Raw genomic sequence first — 17,729 nt, 5'->3', positions numbered from 1 at the left:
CCTGGCGAAGATAGCAAGTCCTCGCCAAATCACTTTGCGGACGTCAGCCTCAACTCGCCTGATTGCTTGAGTATCCCAGCGCACGCCCCTTTTGGGGAAAGTGGTTGGTTTCGGGCGGCCTGCCTAACTCAGCTTTCTACGGAAGAAGTCTCCCCAGAGCACGTCGATGGGTTCAAACGTTCCCGACCACTCCTGCCGGTCTTTCCACGACAATATTATCGCTCCTCACTTCTGGCAAAAATAAGGCAACCCCTGATTGCAATCTCTCAGGGAGGATTCGATTACATCGGGTGTTCCCATTGCGTTTTGCGGCGCCTCATATCGCGCTCGGTTGCCAGAGTTGAATCAGCTCAAAACTGGCCTGCAAAAACATATAACTTAGCGGAGGCGCGGGCGCATCCACAACAATGAAGCCCCTCACCTCGATCTGCGAGCGGACGATCGCAGCCTACTCGACCTCACGGCCAAACCGGCGCCCCCTCCAGTCCCGCCGTCTCCTCCAGCCCGCACATCAGATTCGCATTCTGCACCGCCTGCCCGGCGGCGCCCTTGCCGAGATTGTCGACGACGCCGAGCGCGATCACCAAATTGCGGTCGGGGTCGGCGGCGTAGCTGACGAAGGCGAGGTTGGAGCCGGTGGCCCATTTGGTCTGCGGCGGCGTGTCGGTGACGCGGACGAAGGCGCTGTTCGCGTAGAAGCGGCGGGCGGCGTCGAGGCATTGCGCCGTGGTGGCGCGGCCGCGGGCGTAGATGGTGGCGAGGATGCCGCGGGTCATCGGCACCAGATGCGGCGTGAACACGAGGCCCGCGGCGCTGCCGCCGCTGAGGCGCGCGATGGTGCGCTCGATCTCGGGCATGTGGACATGCCCCAGCAGGCCGTAGGGGATCAGGTTCTCGTTGCTCTCGGCGTAGCCGAATTTGCTGTCGCCGCCGCGGCCGGCGCCGGAGATGCCGGTCTTGGCGTCGATCACGATGTTCTCGGGCGAGATCAGTTGCGCGGCGAGCAGCGGCGCCAGCGGGGTCAGCGCGGCCGCCGGGAAGCAGCCGGGATTGGCGATGCGGGTCTGGCCCGCGATCTCGCTCGGCCAGACGTCGGCGAGGCCGTAGGTCCAGCCGTCGGCGTAGCGGTGGTCGCCGCCGATGTCGACGATCTTCACGTGGCCCGGCACGCGCGCCAGCGCCTCGCGCGAGGCGCCGGTGGGGAGCGAGGCGAACAGCACGTCGAGCGGCGGCAGCCGCGCGGGGTCCCACTTCTCGATCACGAGATCGGCGAGTTGTGCGGGCACGCCGGGGAAGCGCGCCGCCAGACGCTGGCCGGCGCTGCCCTCGCCCGCGGCGTAAACCAGCTCGAACGCCGGATGCCCCGCGACCAGGCGCATTGCCTCGCCGCCGCCAAAACCGGAGATGCCGACGATGCCGACGCGAATGCTCATGGGTGGGGGTCCTCGCAGAACAGTATGACCGATCAGGTCGGGAATCGATCAGGGAACGCGATCTCGCGGAGGCGCCCGATCCGGGTTAAACTAAAATCACCATGGCCAATAAGCAAACCAGGCTGCTGCCGTCAGCCCTGCCCCCGAGCGAGACCGAACTGGCCGAGTGGCAGCGCTTGAGCTGGGAGGAACAGATCGCGCGCTATCGCGAGGTGCTGCGCATCCGGACAGTCTGAGGATCAGCGGCTCGATGATGAGCGATGTCCTGGCAAAGGCGAGGCGGAGGGCCGCAGGCCGTCGTGACTCGTTATGGCTCAGCGGGCGAGTCGTGGCAGTCACGACGATCCAGCCGATGCGGTGAGCGACGTGCTCATCAGTTACTCCGTCATGCCCGGGCTTGACCCGGGCATCCACGCCCCATCGCGGATGCCGAACGATGTGGATGGCCGGGTCAAGCCCGGCCATGACGATGTGGGGACAGGCGAGCGCAACAGCGCGTGTGATATCGCGGGGCGAAAGTCGCCCTCACAGCCACGGCGCCGGCGTGTCCATCGCGATCAGTTGCTCGACCTCGAGGCGCGGGCGGATCACGGCGGACTGGTTGCCCTTCACCAGCACCTCAGGGACCAGCGCGCGGGTGTTGTAGGTGCAGGCCTGCACGGCGCCGTAGGCGCCGGCGGTCATGATGGCGAGGAGGTCGCCGGGCGCAGGTTCCGGCAGGGCGCGGTCGAGGGCGAGGTAGTCGCCGCTTTCGCAGACCGGGCCGACGACGTCGGCGGTGAACGACGGCGCGTTCGGCGCGGGCTGCTTGACGGGGAGGATGTCGTGATGCGCCTCGTAGAGCGTCGGGCGGATCAGGTCGTTCATCGCGGCGTCGATGATGACGAAGTTCTTGGCCTCGCCGTGCTTCACATAGATCACCTTGGCGACGAGGATGCCGGCATTGCCGACGATCATGCGGCCGGGCTCGAACATCAGGGTGCAGCCGAGATTGTGCGACACGCGCTTGACCATCGCGGCGTAGGCGGCGGGCTCCGGCGGCACGGCGCGATCCATGTGATAGGGGATGCCGAGGCCGCCGCCGAAATCGACATGGGAGATGTCGTGGCCGTCGGCGCGGAGCGTCTGCACGAACTCGGTGAGGATGCGGAAGGCGGTCTCCATCGGGCCGAGATCGGTGATCTGGCTGCCGATATGGACGTCGACGCCGGTGACCTTGATGCCCGGCATCTTGGCCGCGCGGGCGTAGACGCGGCGGGCGTGGTCGAGCGGAATGCCGAACTTGTTCTCCGACTTGCCGGTCGAGATTTTTGCGTGCGTGCCGGCATCGACGTCCGGGTTGACGCGGATGGAGATGCGGGCGGTGTGGCCGGTCTCCACCGCGAGGCGCGCCAGCAGGTCGAGCTCGGGCTCGGACTCGATGTTGAGGCAGTGGATGTCGGCCGCGAGCGCGGCGCGCAGCTCGGCCTCGGTCTTGCCGACGCCGGAGAACACGATTTTCCGCGATGGGATGCCGGCGGCCAGCGCGCGCTTCAATTCGCCGCCGGAGACGACGTCGGCGCCGGCGCCGAGTTTGGCGAGCGTGCGCAGCACCGACTGGTTGGAATTGGCCTTCATCGCGTAGCAGATCAGCACGTCCTGGCCGGCGAAGGCGTCGGCGAACACGCGGTAGTGCCGCTCCAGGGTGGCGGTGGAGTAGCAGTAGAACGGGGTGCCGACGCGGTCGGCGAGGTCAGAGAGATTGACGTCCTCGGCGTGCAGCACGCCGTCGCGGTAGTCGAAATGGTTCATGGGTCGGGTCCGCGCGCGGGGCTGCGAGATTGAGTGATTGTGGCGGCGAATTGCCGGGAAATGGGTGGGATTGTCAATTGAGGTGCCACCCTCCCCTCGAGGAGGGGGAGGGGCGATCGCCCGCGGAGTTCGCTTGTGGCCGGCTATCTCTCCGGCGTCATGCCCGGGCTTGACCCGCCTGCGCGGCCGTAGCCGCTTCGGCGCGGCGAAGGCCCGGGCATCCACGTCCGTCCCAGGATGCCACACCACGTGGATGGCCGGGTCAAGCCCGGCCATGACGGTGGAATTAGGCGGGCTCGATCTCGGATGCCCAGCTGGTCAGTTGAGGAAGGCCGCAGCCGCTATTTGCTGTCGAGCAGCGGGTCGAGAATGAAGGGTTTTTTCTGGCCGCGGGTGGCGGCGGGGGCGGCATCAGCGCCGTAGCCGGAGTTGAACAGGCCGGGCTTGTTGGCGGCGTCCGTCGCGGTGTCGGTGGGCGCGGCGGACATCTGCGGCGCCGGCGGGGAGTTGGCCGGCAGGTCCAACGGGCCCTTGCGGCCGCAGGCGGCCAGCAGAAGGGCTGTGGCGCCCAGGACGAGGACGACCCGGGCGGCGGAGGTTGGACGGCGAGCGCGATTCACGTGTGAAATCCCCATGCGGGCGGCACCATACAGAGATTGAACCGGCCTGACGAGTGCGGGAGTGCCACGCCAGGACGATCAAATTGCGGCGATCAAATTTCGGACGGAGCCCTACTTCCGCTGTTTTTCCAGCCGCTTCAGCCAGGCCTTGGCCTGGGAGGCCACGTTCTTCGGGGCGGTGCCGCCGAAGCTGGTGCGGCTCTTCACCGAGGACTCGACCGAGAGCACGCCGAGCACGTCGGCCGTGATCTTGGGCTCGACCTCCTGCATCGCCGTCAGCGGCAGCTCGTGCAGCGCCACGCCCTGCCTGGCGGCGAGCGCGACGATGCGCCCCGTGACGTGATGGGCCTCGCGGAACGGCATCTTCAGGGTGCGCACCAGCCAGTCGGCGAGATCGGTCGCCGTCGCGTAGCCCTCGCCGGCGGCGGCCTTCATGCGGGCCTCGTCCGGCACGAGGTCGAGCGCCATGCCGGTCATGGCGCGGATGGCGAGCGACAGCGCCGCGAACGCCTCCATCGCGCCCTGCTTATCCTCCTGCATGTCCTTCTGGTAGGCGAGCGGCAGGCCCTTCATCACGATCAGCAGCGCGTTCAGCGCGCCGATGACGCGGCCGGTCTTGGCGCGGACGAGCTCGGCGGCGTCCGGATTGCGCTTCTGCGGCATGATCGAGGAGCCGGTGGTGAACTTGTCCGACAGCTTAATCAGGCCGACCAGCGGCGAGGTCCAGATCACGATCTCCTCGGCGAAGCGCGACAGATGCACGGCGCAGATCGAGGCCGCCGACAAGGTCTCGAGCACGAAGTCGCGGTCGGACACGGCGTCGAGCGAATTGGCCATCGGGCGGTCGAAGCCGAGCGCTTCCGCCGTGGCGTGGCGGTCGATCGGGAACGAGGTGCCGGCGAGCGCGGCGGCGCCGAGCGGCGATTCATTGAGCCGCTTGCGGGCATCGAGGAAGCGGCCGCGGTCGCGCCCGGCCATCTCGACATAGGCGAGCAGATGGTGGCCGAAGGTGACGGGCTGGGCGGTCTGCAGATGGGTGAAGCCGGGCATCACGGTGCCGGCATGGTCGAGCGCGCGGGAGGCGAGCGCGTGCTGGTAGGCGGCGAGCGCCGCGTCGATGTCGTCGATGGTGTCGCGGACGAACAGGCGGAAGTCGGTCGCGACCTGGTCGTTGCGCGAGCGCGCGGTGTGCAGGCGGCCGGCGGCGGGGCCGATCAGCTCGGACAGCCGGCTCTCGACGTTCATATGGATGTCTTCCAGGGCCCGCTTGAACTCGAACGAACCCTTGGCGATCTCTGACAAAATCGTGTCTAGACCCTTCCCGATATTTTTCGCATCACCCGCGGTGATGATGCCCTGGGCGGCGAGCATGGCGGCGTGCGCCTTGGAAGCGGCGATATCCTGCGCGTAAAGGTGGCGATCGACGTCGATCGAGACGTTGATGTCCTCCATGATCTCGTCGGGACGCTCCGAGAACCGTCCGCCCCACATCGTGTTGCTCATGCCTGAACCGCTTCCAAGACCTTGCTGACCGCCACGGGATGGGACAAACCGTCCGGACTCCCGACATTCGCGCCTCTGATAGCCGCAACCGACCCGAGATGACAAACGATAAGCCGGATACGTCCCCTGCCCGCCCCGCTTCCTCGCGGCGAACGCTGCTCGCGGCCGGTGCCGTGGCGGTGGTCGCCGTGGCCGGCATCGCCGCGGCGACCTTTGGCGGATTGCTCAGGGGACGGCCGGCGGGCGACCAGGCCTGTCAGGCGGCGGTCGCCACCGCCAAGCGGATCTCGCCGCTGATCAAGGGCGAGGTGGCGGCGCTGACGGCGGCCACCGTGCCGCTGCGACTGCCGGACCTCGCCTTCGAGGACGGCACGGGGGCAGCGAGGAAGCTGTCGGATTTCCGCGGCAAGACGGTGCTATTGAACCTGTGGGCGACCTGGTGCGTGCCCTGCCGCAAGGAGATGCCGGCGCTGGACGGGCTGCAGGCCAAGCTCGGCAGCGACGCCTTCCAGGTGGTCGCGGTCAACATCGACACCCGCGATCCGGAGAAGCCCAAGGCGTTCCTGAGCGACGCCAAGCTGACCCGGCTGGCCTATTTCAGCGACCCGAAGGCCAAGGTGTTCCAGGATCTGAAGGCGGTCGGCCGCGCGCTCGGCATGCCGACCTCGGTGCTGGTCGATGCCCAGGGCTGCGAGATCGCGACCATCGCGGGACCTGCCGAGTGGGACAGCGCCGACGCGGTCAAGCTGATCCAGGCGGCGACGACGAAGACAGCGGCGGGGCTCTAACACTCAGCGTTTTGCAGGAAGCTATTTCCAGGCCGTCATGGCCGGGCTTGTCCCGGCCATCCACGTCGGCCGGCATGCGCAGAACCGCGTGGATGCCCGGGACAAGCCCGGGCATGACGAGTGATCGATTGGCGGGAGGCGGGCCCTTCATTTCCGGCCGGTGGGGACCAGACCGACGGCCCGTCCCGCTCAGGCGGCGATGTTGAGATTGCCGCCGACGCCGGGGCCGGCATTGGCGAGCGACAATGTCTGCTGAGCGCCGCCGAGCAGCGTCAGCACCGCGTCCTTCTGGGCATTCAGGTTCTGCTTCAGCACCGACGTCGCGACCTGCTGCTGTGTCGCACCCGCCTGCTGCGCCATGACCGCAGCCACCAAGCTCATGTCCATACGCGTACAACCTCTCGTTACGGCGAGGTTAAGCCGTGTCCCTTAACGAAGCGTATCGATGGCGCCCAGCGGCGGTAAAATCAGCGGGTCGGCACCGGCTTGGGGCCGCGATAGTCGTAGAAGCCGCGCTGCGTCTTGCGGCCGAGCCAGCCGGCCTCGACATATTTCACCAGCAGCGGGCACGGCCGGTATTTGGAATCCGCCAGCCCCTCGTGCAGCACCTGCATGATGGACAGACAGGTATCGAGGCCGATGAAGTCGGCCAGCTCCAGCGGCCCCATCGGGTGGTGCGCGCCGAGCTTCATCGCCGCGTCGATCGCCTCGACATTCCCCACACCCTCGTACAGCGTGTAGATCGCCTCGTTGATCATCGGCAGCAGCACGCGGTTGACGATGAAGGCCGGAAAATCCTCGGACACGGCGACCTGCTTGCCGAGCCGGCCGACGAACTCCTTGGCCGCCTCGAAGGTGGCGTCGTCGGTGGCGATGCCGCGGATCAGCTCGACCAGCTCCATCAGCGGAACCGGGTTCATGAAATGAATGCCGATGAAGCGCTCGGGGCGGTCGGTGCAGGCGGCGAGCCGGGTGATCGAGATCGACGAGGTGTTGGAGGCGATGATCGCCTCGGGCTTCAGCACCGCGCAGAGATCGTGGAAGATCTTGCGCTTGACGTCCTCCTTCTCGATCGCGGTCTCGATGACGAGATCACAATCGGCGAGGCCATCGAGGGTTTCGCTGATCGAGATATGGCCGAGCGCCTGGTTGCGGGCGTCCTCGGAGATCACCTTCTTCGCGACCTGGCGGGTCAGGTTGCCGTTGATGGTCGCCATGCCCGATTTCAACCGATCAGCGGTGACGTCGTTGAGCACCACGTCGAGCCCGGCCAGCGCGGCAACGTGCGCAATGCCGTTGCCCATCTGTCCTGCGCCGATCACTCCGAGCTTGTTGATCTGAGCCATGTTGTCATCCACCCGAACGGCACGCCTGCTGCGCCCGTCCATGCCCTTGGAAGTGAGAACACCGGCCGCCGCGGTCCCATGCGGCCGGTGTCTTGAGCGTTACTTGCCGAGCTTGCCGAGCGCGTCGGTCAGCTCGGGAACCGCCTGGTAGAGGTCCGCCACCAGGCCGTAATCGGCCACCTGGAAGATAGGCGCGTCCTCGTCCTTGTTGATCGCGACGATCACCTTGGAGTCCTTCATGCCGGCCAGATGCTGAATGGCGCCTGAAATGCCGACGGCCACATACAGTTCCGGCGCGACGACCTTGCCGGTCTGGCCGACCTGCCAGTCGTTCGGTGCGTAGCCGGCATCGACCGCGGCGCGCGAGGCGCCGACGCCGGCGCCGAGCTTGTCGGCGAGCGGCTCGATGTACTTGGCGAAGTTCTCGCGGCTCTGCATCGCGCGGCCGCCGGAGACGATGATCTTGGCCGAGGTCAGCTCGGGACGATCGCTCTTGGCGACCTCCTCGCCGACGAAGCTCGACAGCGCCGGATCACCGGCCGCCGCCACGCTCTCCACCGCCGCGCTGCCACCTTCGCCCGCGGCTGCGAACGTGGAGGTGCGCACGGTGATGACCTTCTTGGCGTCCTTCGACTTCACGGTCTGGATCGCGTTGCCGGCATAGATCGGCCGCTCGAACGTGTCGGGCGCCACGACCTTGATGATCTCCGACACCTGCATCACGTCGAGCAAAGCGGCGATGCGCGGCATCACGTTCTTGAAGCGCGAGGTCGCCGGCGCGACGATCGCGTCGTAGTTCGCGGCGAGCTTGACCACGAGATCCGCGAGCGGCTCGGCGAGATCATGCGCATAGGCAGCATCGTCGGCGAGCAGCACCTTCTTGACGCCGGCGAGCTTGGCGGCGGCGTCGGCCGCGCCCTTGGCGCCCTGACCCGCGACCAGCACGTCGACATCGGCGCCGAGGGCTGCAGCCGCCGTCAGCGCCTTGTTGGTCGCGTCCTTGACGGACGCATTGTCGTGTTCGGCAATCAGCAGCGTGGCCATCAGAGCACCCCCGCCTCGGTCTTGAGTTTGTTGACGAGCTCGGCGACGTCCTTGACCTTGACGCCGGCCTTGCGGCCCGCGGGCTCAGCGGTCTTGATCACCTCGAGCCGCGGCGTGAGATCGATGCCGGTGTCGGCGGCGGTCTTCTCGGCGATCGGCTTCTTCTTCGCCTTCATGATGTTCGGCAGCGACGCGTAGCGCGGCTCGTTGAGGCGGAGATCGGTGGTGACGATCGCCGGTCCCTTCAGCTTCACGGTCTGCAGGCCGCCATCGACCTCGCGGGTAACCTTGAAGTCGGACCCTTCGACCTCGAGCTTGGAGGCGAAGGTCGCCTGCGCCCAGCCGAGCAGCGCCGCCAGCATCTGGCCAGTCTGGTTGCTATCGTCGTCGATCGCCTGCTTGCCGAGGATGATCAGGCCAGGCTGCTCTTCCTGGGCGACCGCCTTGAGGATCTTGGCGACTGCGAGCGGCTCGACATTGCCTTCGGCCTTGACCAGGATGCCGCGGTCGGCGCCCATCGCGAGCGCGGTGCGGATCGTCTCCGAGGCCTGCGCGGGCCCGATCGAGACCACCACCACCTCGGTCGCCTTGCCGGCTTCCTTCAGCCGCAGCGCTTCCTCGACGGCGATCTCGTCGAACGGATTCATCGACATCTTGACGTTGGCGAGTTCAACGCCCGATCCATCGCTCTTGACGCGGACCTTGACGTTGTAATCGACCACCCGCTTGACCGGCACCAGAACCTTCATCGATCCTCTTTCGCTCTAAATTGTCCGGGGTTGACCTTTCGGGCGCGGAACCTAAAGCGCCCATCCCCCCCGGTCAACGCGCGACGGGCGAAAAAAGCAGGCCCGCACGCCCCCGGGTTAACGGTTTTGCCCCGGCACCCACAACACGTCGCCGGCGCCGTTCCGGTTCGCCGCCCTGCTGGCGACGAACAGGAAATCCGACAGCCGGTTCATATAACGAATGGCGGCCTCGCTGACCGGCTCGTCCGGCTTGCCGGCGAGTTCCGTCATGATCCGTTCCGCCCTGCGGCAAATGGTACGCGCCACATGCAGATGCGCCGCCGCCGCGGTCCCTCCGGGCAGCACGAACGAGGTCAATGGCGCGAGCCGCTCGTTCAGTGTGTCGATGTCGCGCTCCAGACGGTCGACCTGGCTGGCGACGACGCGCAGCCGCTCGGCCTTGCCCTCGCGCTGCGGCACCGCGAGATCGGCGCCGAGGTCGAACAGATCGTTCTGGATCAGGCCGAGCATCGCATCGATTTCGGGCGCATCAGCCAGATGCAGCCGGACCACGCCGATCGCGGCGTTGGTCTCGTCCACGGTTCCATAGGCGGAGACGCGCAGATCGTATTTGGGACGCCGCTCGCCATTGCCGAGCGCGGTCGTGCCGTCGTCACCGGTCCGCGTGTAGATGCGATTCAGGACCACCATGCTGCGTTCTCAACGTCCGTTTCTCGACGCCTCGGCGTCTCGGTCTCAGCGCCCCATCGCCCAGATCGCCGCCATGGCAATGACGACCGCGACGAACTGCAGGATCACCCGCCAGCGCATCAGCTTCTGCGACAGGTTGGGCGAGCCGCCCCGCGTCATGTTGACGAGGCCGAGAAACAGCACCAGCGCGACCGCGCCGACGGCGATGGGAAGGATGAATTTACCGAGAAGTGAAGCCATTCGGGCTAGATAACACCGCAGACGCAGGAGCGCCATGCCGGATCGGACCGCCAGAGGCCGCAACTTCTGGCTTTTGGGCCCGTAATATCGGATTGTACAAATCACATCGTTTCGCGGAGTGCAGGAACAGGTGAAGGCGCTTCGCTACATCTTCCACGTCGTCATGGACGCGTTCTACACCTTCCTCGCCGACGACGGCTGGGCGATCGCCAGCCATATCGCGCTGTCAACCCTGATGGCGCTGTTTCCGTTTCTGATCGTCCTGACCTCGCTCGCCGGCTTTCTCGGCTCCAAGGATCTGGCCGACCAGGCTGCCACCCTGATGCTGCAGACCTGGCCGGCCCAGGTCGCGGATGCGCTGACCGGCGAGATCCACGACGTGCTGACCACGACCCGGACCGACGCGCTGACCATCGGCGCCGTGCTCGCGGTCTATTTCGCCTCGAACGGCGTCGAGGCGCTGCGGGTCGCGCTCAACCGCGCCTATGGCGTGATCGAGCAGCGCCGCTGGTACTGGCTGCGGCTGGAATCGATCGGCTACACCCTGGTCGCCGCGATCACGGCGCTGGCGATGTCGTTCCTGATCGTGCTCGGCCCGCTGATGCTGGCCACCGCCCGGCGCTACCTGCCGCTGGCGGTCGAGGCCAACGAGCGCTTCGTCAACCTGTCGCGCTACGGCATCACCATCAGCGCGCTGATTGTGGCGCTGTTCATCCTGCATGCCTGGCTGCCGGCGGGCCGGCGCAGCTTCATGCAGATCATGCCCGGCATCGTCTTCACCTTCATCGCCTCGCTGGTGTCGGGCATCGTGTTCGGCCAGTATCTGGCGCGGTTCGCCAACAACTACGTCACGATGTATGCGGGGCTCGCATCGGTGATCATCGCGCTGGTGTTCCTGTATTTCATCGCCGCGATCTTCGTGTATGGCGGCGAGTTGAACGCCTCGATCATCAAGTCGCGGCTGCCGCGCGGCGTGTCGCTCCAAGAAGCGCAGTCGCTAGTGCCCGCGGCGAAACGGGCTTGAGCAGGAACGCGTCGGCGCCGGCGGCGCGCGAGGCCGCCTCGTCCTCGCCGCGTCCGGAGACGCCGATGATCGGGATCGTGCCGTGGGGCGCATCCAGCTTGCGGATACGGGCAATCGCCTCGACACCATTGATGCCGGGCAGCACCATGTCCATCAGCACCGCATCGTAGCTGCCGGCCATGATCCGCTCCGGTGCGGCCTCGCCGCGGCCGATGAACTCCGCCTGGTGGCCGAGCTCGTTGAGGATCGTGTTGAGCACCACGCGGCCGAACGGATTGTCCTCGACGCCGAGGATGCGCAAGGGCCGCGTCGGCCCCAGGGTGACGCCATCTTCCGAGCCGCCCGCCGTGGTGTGCGGCGCGGCCGCCACGGTCAGCGCCACGGTCAGCGTGAAGGTCGTGCCGCCGCCTTCATGCGGCGCCACCGCGACGTCGCCGCCCATGGCGCGCGCGATTTGCCGAACCGAGGACAGGCCGAGGCCGGCGCCCCCGAAGCGCGAGGCGATCGAGACATTGGCCTGGCTGAACGGGCGGAACAGCCGCTTGATCTCCTGCAGGGTCAGGCCGATGCCGGAATCGGAAACACGGAAGGCGACCGCGACCTTGCCCTTGGCGGCGCGCCTGATCGGCCTGCCGCGCCCGGCCTTGCCGGCCAGCGCGATGTCCAGCGCCACGCCCCCCTGCTCGGTGAACTTCACCGCATTATCGATCAGATTTTCGAGTGCGGCGCGTAGCCGCACGGGGTCACCGACGACGAGCCCCGGCAAATCGTCGGAGACACGGACCTTGGCCTCCAGCCCCTTGGCGGCGGCGCGGCCGGACAGCGAGTCCCCGGCGGCGCGCGCCAGCACGCGCAGGTCGAACAGATCCTCGCGCAGCAGCGTCCCCGCGGTCTCCTGCTTGGCGGCATCGACGAACAGGGTCGCCAGGCTCGACAGGTGCTCCGCGCCAGCCTTGATGGTGTCGACCCAGCGCCGCTCGCGCTCGCCGAGTTCGGATGTGGCGAGCAGGTCGCTGATGGCGAGAATGCCTGTCAGCGGCGTGCGGACCTCGTGGGCGAACACCGCCAAGGCGGCTTCGACGACTCCCGCACCTGGTCCGCCAAGCGCGAACGCCGCCCCTTTCGCCGAGACGGGCTTGGCTGATCCAGGCTTGGCTGATCCAGGTTTTGCTGATCCGGCCTTGGCCGCGCTGCGCCGGCTCCCCGCCATCGCCGTGACCTGAGGAACGTGCTTCTTGAGCGGTCGCGCCTTGGCGCGCTCCTTGACCGGCGGCGCCTTCGCGGCGGGCGTCTTCGGCTTCCCTGCTTTGGACGAGACCTTCGACGGCGCCATTCCAGAGGGCGTCTTTCCACCGGCCGGCCTCGACGCCGCGGCGGGCCTGGGCGCAGCAGGCTTGGCCGGTCGGGCCCGGCGCCCCGTACTCATGTTCCGAACGCGCTTCATCATGGCCCCTGTGACATGAACTCCGAAAAACGAAGGGGCACTTCTACTGTCATGTCTCGTCGTGCCGCTTTCGATTGAAGCTCCCGATTACCCGCGCCACCGAGCAGCATGGCACGGTCGTTTCCGGGTGTCACGATGCCCCGGAGGTTGTCCCCGCCGGAAACGTGGGAAGACATCGGGCTTGCGGCAGGACGCGGCTAGACCATGCCGATCCTGTGTCGGATTTCCGCCGGCGAGACGCCTTCCGCGCGCAAGGCGCGCAATCCCGTCGCCTGGGTGGACTTGGACAGCTTGTGGCCCTGTGCGTCGCGAATCAGTTGGTGATGCCGATAGGCCGGCGCCGGCAGGCCGAGCAGGACCTGCAGCAGCCGGTGGACGCTGGTGGCATGAAACAGGTCCTGGCCGCGCACCACCTCGGTCACCCCCTGCAGGACGTCGTCGAGCACTACGGACAGGTGATAGCTGGTCGGCGTCTCCTTGCGCGCCAGAACCACATCCCCCCACGCCTCCGGCCTTGCTTCGACCCTGCCGCTCTCGCCCGAAGGCCCGGCGCCCTGCTCGTCCCAGGCCAGCCGGCCCACGCGCGCGATCGCCGCGGCCATGTCCAGCCGCAAGGCATAGGGCACGCCACCGGCCATCAGCCCCGCACGTCGCGCTTCGGAAAGCGAGGTCGCCGTCCCCGGATAGAGCGGCGCCCCGTCGGGGTCGCGCGGCCAGGCCCCGTCCGCATCCCGTTGCGCGACCAGCCGCGCGATCTCGGCCCGGCTCTCGAAGCTCGGATAGACCAGCCCCATGCCCCGCAGCCGGTCCAGCGCAGCGCGGTACTCGGCAAGGTGCTCCGATTGTCGCCGCACCGGCTGCTCCCACGCGATGCCGAGCCAGGCGAGGTCCTCATAGATCGCCTGCTCGAACTCCGGCCGGCACCGGGTGGGGTCAATGTCCTCGATGCGCAGCAGGAAGCGGCCGCCGCTCTGCTGCGCGCATCGGACGTTCAACAGCGCCGAATAGGCGTGGCCGAGATGCAGATAGCCATTCGGACTGGGGGCAAATCGGAAAACGGGTGGCATGACATCTTGTCATTGCCGGACTTGAGCTGGCGCGATCCGACAATCATCCTTCAATTACGTTCGATCCGAGATGGATGCGCGGGTCAAGCCCGCGCATGACGACGCAGAAAGCTTTAGACACATGACCCTCCATCTCGACAGCCAGGACATTCTCGAGGACGCGGTCCGCGAGCTGGTGAAGCAGGACAACCGCCTCGCTCCGATCCTCGCCGCCACCGGCATGCCGGCGTTGCGGCGGCGGGAGCCGGGCTTTGCCGGGATCGCGCACATCGTCTGCGGCCAGCAATTGTCGACCGCGAGCGCGGCGGCGATCTGGGGCCGGCTGCAGGCGGCGTTCGATCCGTTCGATGCCGACGCGATCCGCCGCGCCCGTGCCGACCGGCTGGGCCGGCTCGGGCTCTCGGCCGCCAAGATCAAGACGCTGAAGCACATTGCGCGCGAACTCGGCGCCGAGCGCCTCAATCTCGACGTTCTCGCCAATGAGGACGCCGACGCCGCGCATGCGACCCTCACCGCGCTGCCCGGCATCGGGCCGTGGACAGCCGACGTCTACCTGCTGTTCTGCCTTGGCCATGGCGATGCCTGGCCGGCCGGCGACCTCGCCGTGCAGGAGGCCGTCAAGGTCGGGCTCGGCCTTGCGGCGCGGCCGACAGCGAAGCAGATGATGCCGCTTGCAGAAGGCTGGCGGCCGCTGCGCGGCGCGGCCGCGCATCTGTGGTGGAGCTATTACCGCGTGCTCAAGAAACGCGAGGGCGTCATCACGCCGGCGAACTAACAACTTCGGCGAACGCCGTTTCAAACAAAGTTGGGGTTGCAAAACGGTCATCGATGTCGGCCAGGATCGCACCACGACGCACATCATCGCATGGCCGGGGTCTTCATCATGCAATCGTCCGATTTCATCGTCGCACGCAGCGATCTGCAGCAGTGCCAGACGATCGTCACCGAGCTTCCCGGCAGCGACGCGCTTCCGGCCGAGGCGCTGCTGGTCAAGGTAGACCGCTTCGCCTTCACCGCCAACAACATCACCTATGCCCTGCTCGGCGAGCAGTTGAAATATTGGCAACTGTTTCCTGCGCCCGGCGGCTTCGGCATCATCCCCGTGTGGGGCTTCGGCGACGTGATCGCCTCTCGCCATCCTGCCGTGGCGGAAGGCGAGCGCCTGTTCGGCTACTTCCCGATGGCGACGCATCTCGTCATCGAGGCCGCCGACGTCGGCAAGCGCGGCCTGCGCGACGCGGCCGCACACCGCCAGGGCGTCGCGCCGGTCTACAACGCCTATGCACGGGTGGGCGACGATCCCGCCTTTGCCGGACGGCAAGGCGACTACCAGGCGCTGTTGCGCCCGCTGTTCATGCTGTCGTTCCTGGTCGACGACTTCCTCGCCGAACATGCCCATTTCGGCGCAACCACCGTGATCCTGTCCTCGGCCTCGAGCAAGACCGCGTTCGGACTCGCCCATCTCCTGCATACGCAGCGCAAGGGCATCCGCGTGATCGGGCTGACCTCGCCATCGAATGCAACCTTCGTCCGCTCGCTCGGCTGCTATGACGAGGTGGTGACCTACGATGCGATCGACATGCTCGACGCGGGGACGAGCGCGGCCTTCGTCGACATGGCCGGCAATGCCAGTCTGCGCGCCGCGCTGCATCGACGCTACGGCGACAACCTGGTCTATTCCGGCCGCATCGGCCTGACGCATCAGGACGTCATCGACGACGCAGACGCGCTTCCCGGTGCCCGGCCCACCTGGTTCTTCGCGCCCGACCAGATCAGGAAGCGCGCCAGGGAATGGGGACCCGGCGGCATCGAAAAGCGGCTCGGCGCGGCGTGGCAGGACTTTGCGCCGCGGCTCGACGGCTGGCTGACGATCGTGGATGGACGCGGTCCCGACGCGGTGCAGCGGATCTATCTCGACACGCTGCAAGGACGCATTCCGCCGGATCAGGGGCACATGCTGACAATGACGGCATGAGGCGCTTTCCGCCGGGTGCCGGTCGCGTGTAGCCTTGCGGCAGCTCAGATCAGGCGAATTCCCGGAGGCTGCTTCATGTCCATCACTCTCGGCTCCGGCGAGCACAGCTATCGCGTCGTCAAGGGCTGGGCCAGGCTGCCCGACGGCTGGGCGCTGACCGACGTCGCCTCGGTTGCCGTCGACAGCAAGGACCGCGTCTACGCCTTCAATCGCGGCGCCCATCCGATGATCGTGTTCGACCGCGACGGCAATTTCATCAGGAGTTTTGGCGAGGGGCTGTTCAGCCGCGCCCACGGCCTGTCGATCGACGCGGACGATAATCTCTACTGCACCGACGACGGCGACCACACCGTGCGCAAATGCACGCCCGAGGGCAAGGTGCTGCTGACGATCGGCCTGCCGGAGCGTCCGACGCCCTTCATGAGCGGCGAACCATTCAACCGCTGCACCCACACCGCGCTGTCGCCATCCGGCGAGATCTACGTGTCCGACGGCTACGGCAATGCACGGGTCCACAAATACACACCCGACGGCCGGCTAATCCGCAGTTGGGGCGAGCCCGGCTCCGATTCCGGCCAGTTCAACATCGTTCACAACATTGCGACCGATGCCGACGGCTTCGTCTATGTCGCGGACCGCGAGAACCACCGCATCCAGATCTTCGACGGCGACGGCCGCTACGAGACGCAGTGGAACAATCTGCATCGGCCCTGCGCGCTGTGCGCCTGCGGCGCCGGGCGCAAGACCTTCATCATCGGCGAGCTCGGTCCGGGCATGCCGGTCAACCTCAACGTTCCCAACCTCGGACCGCGGCTGACCATCACCGACGCCACCGGCCGGCGCATCGCCCGGCTCGGCGGCGAGCATGGCCCGGGCCTGGAAACCGGGCGTTTCCTGGCGCCGCACGGCCTCGCGATCGACAGCCGCGGCGACATCTATGTCGGCGAGGTCGGCGTCACCAATTGGAGCACGAGCTTTCCGGACCGGCCGATGCCGGACGAGGTCAGGATCCATCGCTGTCTGCAGAAGCTGGAGCGCGTCCCTGGCTGACCTTGGCCACCAGCGGATGCTGGCCCCGGCCGAGGACATGCAACTGATTTGCAGTGCAGCGGCTGAGCGCTCTGCCACGGTTCTGACGCGCTTTGACCGCAGCTCGAAAGGCGGGAGAAGCCAGGTCAAACCATGTGTCAAGCCATTCTTGGGGCTTCACAATCCCGTCACGCTGCATGTAGTATGTCAGGGCATGCTGCTTCGCAGCCGTTATGGAGGCCAGGAGCGTTACTTGAACGCACATGTCTCGCAAGGCGGTTGGCCGGTGTTGGTGCTGAACGCGGACTTCCGGCCGCTGAGTTATTACCCGCTGTCTCTCTGGTCGTGGCAGGACGCGATCAAGGCGGTGTTCCTCGATCGCGTCAATATCGTCGAGTACTACGACCGCGCGATCCGAAGTCCATCCTTCGAGATCCAGCTGCCCAGCGTGGTTTCGCTGAAATCCTTCGTGAAGCCGTCGACGCATCCGGCCTTCACCCGCTTCAACGTCTTCCTCCGCGACCGTTTCGCCTGCCAGTACTGCCACTCCGGCGACGACCTGACCTTCGATCACGTCATTCCCCGCAGCAAGGGCGGCCAGACCACCTGGGAGAACGTCGTCGCCGCCTGCTCGCCCTGCAATCTGAAGAAGGGCAATCTGACGCCGCAGCAGGCCAAGATGTTCCCCAAGCAGGCGCCCTATGCGCCGACCGTCCACCAGCTCCATCGCAACGGCCGGCTGTTCCCGCCGAACTACCTGCATGATAGCTGGCTCGACTATCTCTATTGGGACACCGAGCTCGATCCGTAGCAGATCGGCACGTCGTCGGAGCTGGTGCGGACGTCGCCCTGGGCGCGGCGACGCTTTGGCTGTTGCCCGCGCATGCCCCGCCGCCCGATCCGCTGGCCGAATGGCGCGGCCGTCCGGCGGTATAATGGACTGGATTAACCCCGCCTTAGGCCCCTGTTCAGCATGATCGCGCGTT

General features: G+C 66.9%; 19 protein-coding genes. 7 read left to right on the top strand and 12 right to left on the bottom strand.

Features of this window, described 5'->3' with window-relative positions; all coding sequences use genetic code 11:
• Window positions 1-458: 458 nt before the first annotated feature.
• Entirely contained in the window at window positions 459-1,433 is a 975-nt protein-coding gene (gene argC, locus QX010_RS19450) for an N-acetyl-gamma-glutamyl-phosphate reductase (protein ID WP_316181249.1), read from the bottom strand.
• 101 nt (window positions 1,434-1,534) lie between these two features.
• Here argC and QX010_RS19445 point away from each other — a divergent pair, with 101 nt between their 5' ends.
• Entirely contained in the window at window positions 1,535-1,669 is a 135-nt protein-coding gene (locus QX010_RS19445; RefSeq protein WP_316181247.1) for a hypothetical protein, read from the top strand.
• Window positions 1,670-1,958: 289 nt separating this feature from the next.
• Here the strand turns inward: QX010_RS19445 and lysA are convergent, their stop codons facing one another.
• The 3 genes from lysA to argH all read right to left on the bottom strand — a co-directional run bounded on the left by lysA (window position 1,959) and on the right by argH (window position 5,347).
• On the bottom strand, window positions 1,959-3,224 hold the full coding sequence (gene lysA, locus QX010_RS19440) for a diaminopimelate decarboxylase (RefSeq protein ID WP_316181245.1): 1,266 nt from the start codon (window positions 3,222-3,224) through the stop codon (window positions 1,959-1,961).
• Between the two features lie 341 nt (window positions 3,225-3,565).
• On the bottom strand, window positions 3,566-3,859 hold the full coding sequence (gene lptM, locus QX010_RS19435; RefSeq protein ID WP_316181243.1) for an LPS translocon maturation chaperone LptM: 294 nt from the start codon (window positions 3,857-3,859) through the stop codon (window positions 3,566-3,568).
• Window positions 3,860-3,955: 96 nt separating this feature from the next.
• Complete coding sequence (gene argH / locus QX010_RS19430; RefSeq protein ID WP_316181242.1) at window positions 3,956-5,347, bottom strand: argininosuccinate lyase; 1,392 nt, start codon at window positions 5,345-5,347, stop codon at window positions 3,956-3,958.
• A 98-nt stretch (window positions 5,348-5,445) separates the two neighbouring features.
• On the opposite strand from argH, the gene tlpA reads away from it, so the two are divergent.
• Window positions 5,446-6,135 carry a thiol:disulfide interchange protein TlpA gene (gene tlpA / locus QX010_RS19425; RefSeq protein ID WP_316181240.1) on the top strand — a complete coding sequence of 230 codons (690 nt, stop codon included), beginning with the start codon at window positions 5,446-5,448 and terminating at the stop codon, window positions 6,133-6,135.
• Between the two features lie 189 nt (window positions 6,136-6,324).
• Here tlpA and QX010_RS19420 read toward each other — a convergent pair whose 3' ends face one another.
• From QX010_RS19420 to QX010_RS19395, 6 genes are all read right to left on the bottom strand, one after another.
• Window positions 6,325-6,522 (bottom strand): putative motility protein, encoded by a 198-nt coding sequence (locus QX010_RS19420; protein WP_315805682.1) that lies wholly within the window; start codon window positions 6,520-6,522, stop codon window positions 6,325-6,327.
• 80 nt (window positions 6,523-6,602) lie between these two features.
• Window positions 6,603-7,481, bottom strand: a complete 879-nt coding sequence (locus QX010_RS19415) for a 3-hydroxybutyryl-CoA dehydrogenase (RefSeq protein WP_315718147.1) — start codon at window positions 7,479-7,481, stop codon at window positions 6,603-6,605.
• A 99-nt stretch (window positions 7,482-7,580) separates the two neighbouring features.
• Window positions 7,581-8,525 carry an electron transfer flavoprotein subunit alpha/FixB family protein gene (locus tag QX010_RS19410; RefSeq protein WP_315805681.1) on the bottom strand — a complete coding sequence of 315 codons (945 nt, stop codon included), beginning with the start codon at window positions 8,523-8,525 and terminating at the stop codon, window positions 7,581-7,583.
• On the bottom strand, window positions 8,525-9,274 hold the full coding sequence (locus tag QX010_RS19405; RefSeq protein ID WP_315805680.1) for an electron transfer flavoprotein subunit beta/FixA family protein: 750 nt from the start codon (window positions 9,272-9,274) through the stop codon (window positions 8,525-8,527). Before QX010_RS19405 ends, QX010_RS19410 begins: the two co-directional genes overlap by 1 nt.
• Before the next feature lie 117 nt (window positions 9,275-9,391).
• Entirely contained in the window at window positions 9,392-9,964 is a 573-nt protein-coding gene (locus tag QX010_RS19400) for a cob(I)yrinic acid a,c-diamide adenosyltransferase (protein WP_315805679.1), read from the bottom strand.
• Window positions 9,965-10,009: 45 nt separating this feature from the next.
• A complete protein-coding gene (locus QX010_RS19395) occupies window positions 10,010-10,204 on the bottom strand; it encodes a twin transmembrane helix small protein (protein ID WP_015664263.1) in 195 nt (64 codons plus the stop codon).
• A gap of 130 nt (window positions 10,205-10,334) precedes the next feature.
• Between QX010_RS19395 and QX010_RS19390 the strand changes: the two genes are divergently transcribed.
• Window positions 10,335-11,228 (top strand): YihY/virulence factor BrkB family protein, encoded by an 894-nt coding sequence (locus QX010_RS19390; protein WP_315805678.1) that lies wholly within the window; start codon window positions 10,335-10,337, stop codon window positions 11,226-11,228.
• Here the strand turns inward: QX010_RS19390 and QX010_RS19385 are convergent.
• Window positions 11,155-12,297, bottom strand: coding sequence for an ATP-binding protein (locus QX010_RS19385; RefSeq protein WP_409998000.1), 1,143 nt, complete (start codon window positions 12,295-12,297; stop codon window positions 11,155-11,157). The genes QX010_RS19390 and QX010_RS19385 overlap by 74 nt on opposite strands.
• Before the next feature lie 572 nt (window positions 12,298-12,869).
• On the bottom strand, window positions 12,870-13,739 hold the full coding sequence (gene gluQRS, locus QX010_RS19380) for a tRNA glutamyl-Q(34) synthetase GluQRS (protein WP_315805676.1): 870 nt from the start codon (window positions 13,737-13,739) through the stop codon (window positions 12,870-12,872).
• A gap of 121 nt (window positions 13,740-13,860) precedes the next feature.
• Between gluQRS and QX010_RS19375 the strand changes: the two genes are divergently transcribed.
• The 4 genes from QX010_RS19375 to QX010_RS19360 all read left to right on the top strand — a co-directional run bounded on the left by QX010_RS19375 (window position 13,861) and on the right by QX010_RS19360 (window position 17,554).
• Window positions 13,861-14,514 carry a DNA-3-methyladenine glycosylase 2 family protein gene (locus QX010_RS19375; RefSeq protein WP_315805724.1) on the top strand — a complete coding sequence of 218 codons (654 nt, stop codon included), beginning with the start codon at window positions 13,861-13,863 and terminating at the stop codon, window positions 14,512-14,514.
• Window positions 14,515-14,622: 108 nt separating this feature from the next.
• Window positions 14,623-15,714, top strand: coding sequence for a DUF2855 family protein (locus tag QX010_RS19370; protein WP_315805675.1), 1,092 nt, complete (start codon window positions 14,623-14,625; stop codon window positions 15,712-15,714).
• Between the two features lie 75 nt (window positions 15,715-15,789).
• On the top strand, window positions 15,790-16,764 hold the full coding sequence (locus tag QX010_RS19365; protein ID WP_315805674.1) for a peptidyl-alpha-hydroxyglycine alpha-amidating lyase family protein: 975 nt from the start codon (window positions 15,790-15,792) through the stop codon (window positions 16,762-16,764).
• Between the two features lie 232 nt (window positions 16,765-16,996).
• Window positions 16,997-17,554 (top strand): HNH endonuclease, encoded by a 558-nt coding sequence (locus QX010_RS19360; RefSeq protein ID WP_006610584.1) that lies wholly within the window; start codon window positions 16,997-16,999, stop codon window positions 17,552-17,554.
• The last annotated feature ends 175 nt before the right edge of the window (window positions 17,555-17,729 follow it).

The organism is Bradyrhizobium sp. SZCCHNRI1009 (assembly GCF_032487575.1).
Taxonomy (GTDB): domain Bacteria; phylum Pseudomonadota; class Alphaproteobacteria; order Rhizobiales; family Xanthobacteraceae; genus Bradyrhizobium.
The sequence above is the reverse complement of the archived record's forward strand: the minus strand, read 5'-3'. Positions and strand labels throughout refer to the sequence as shown.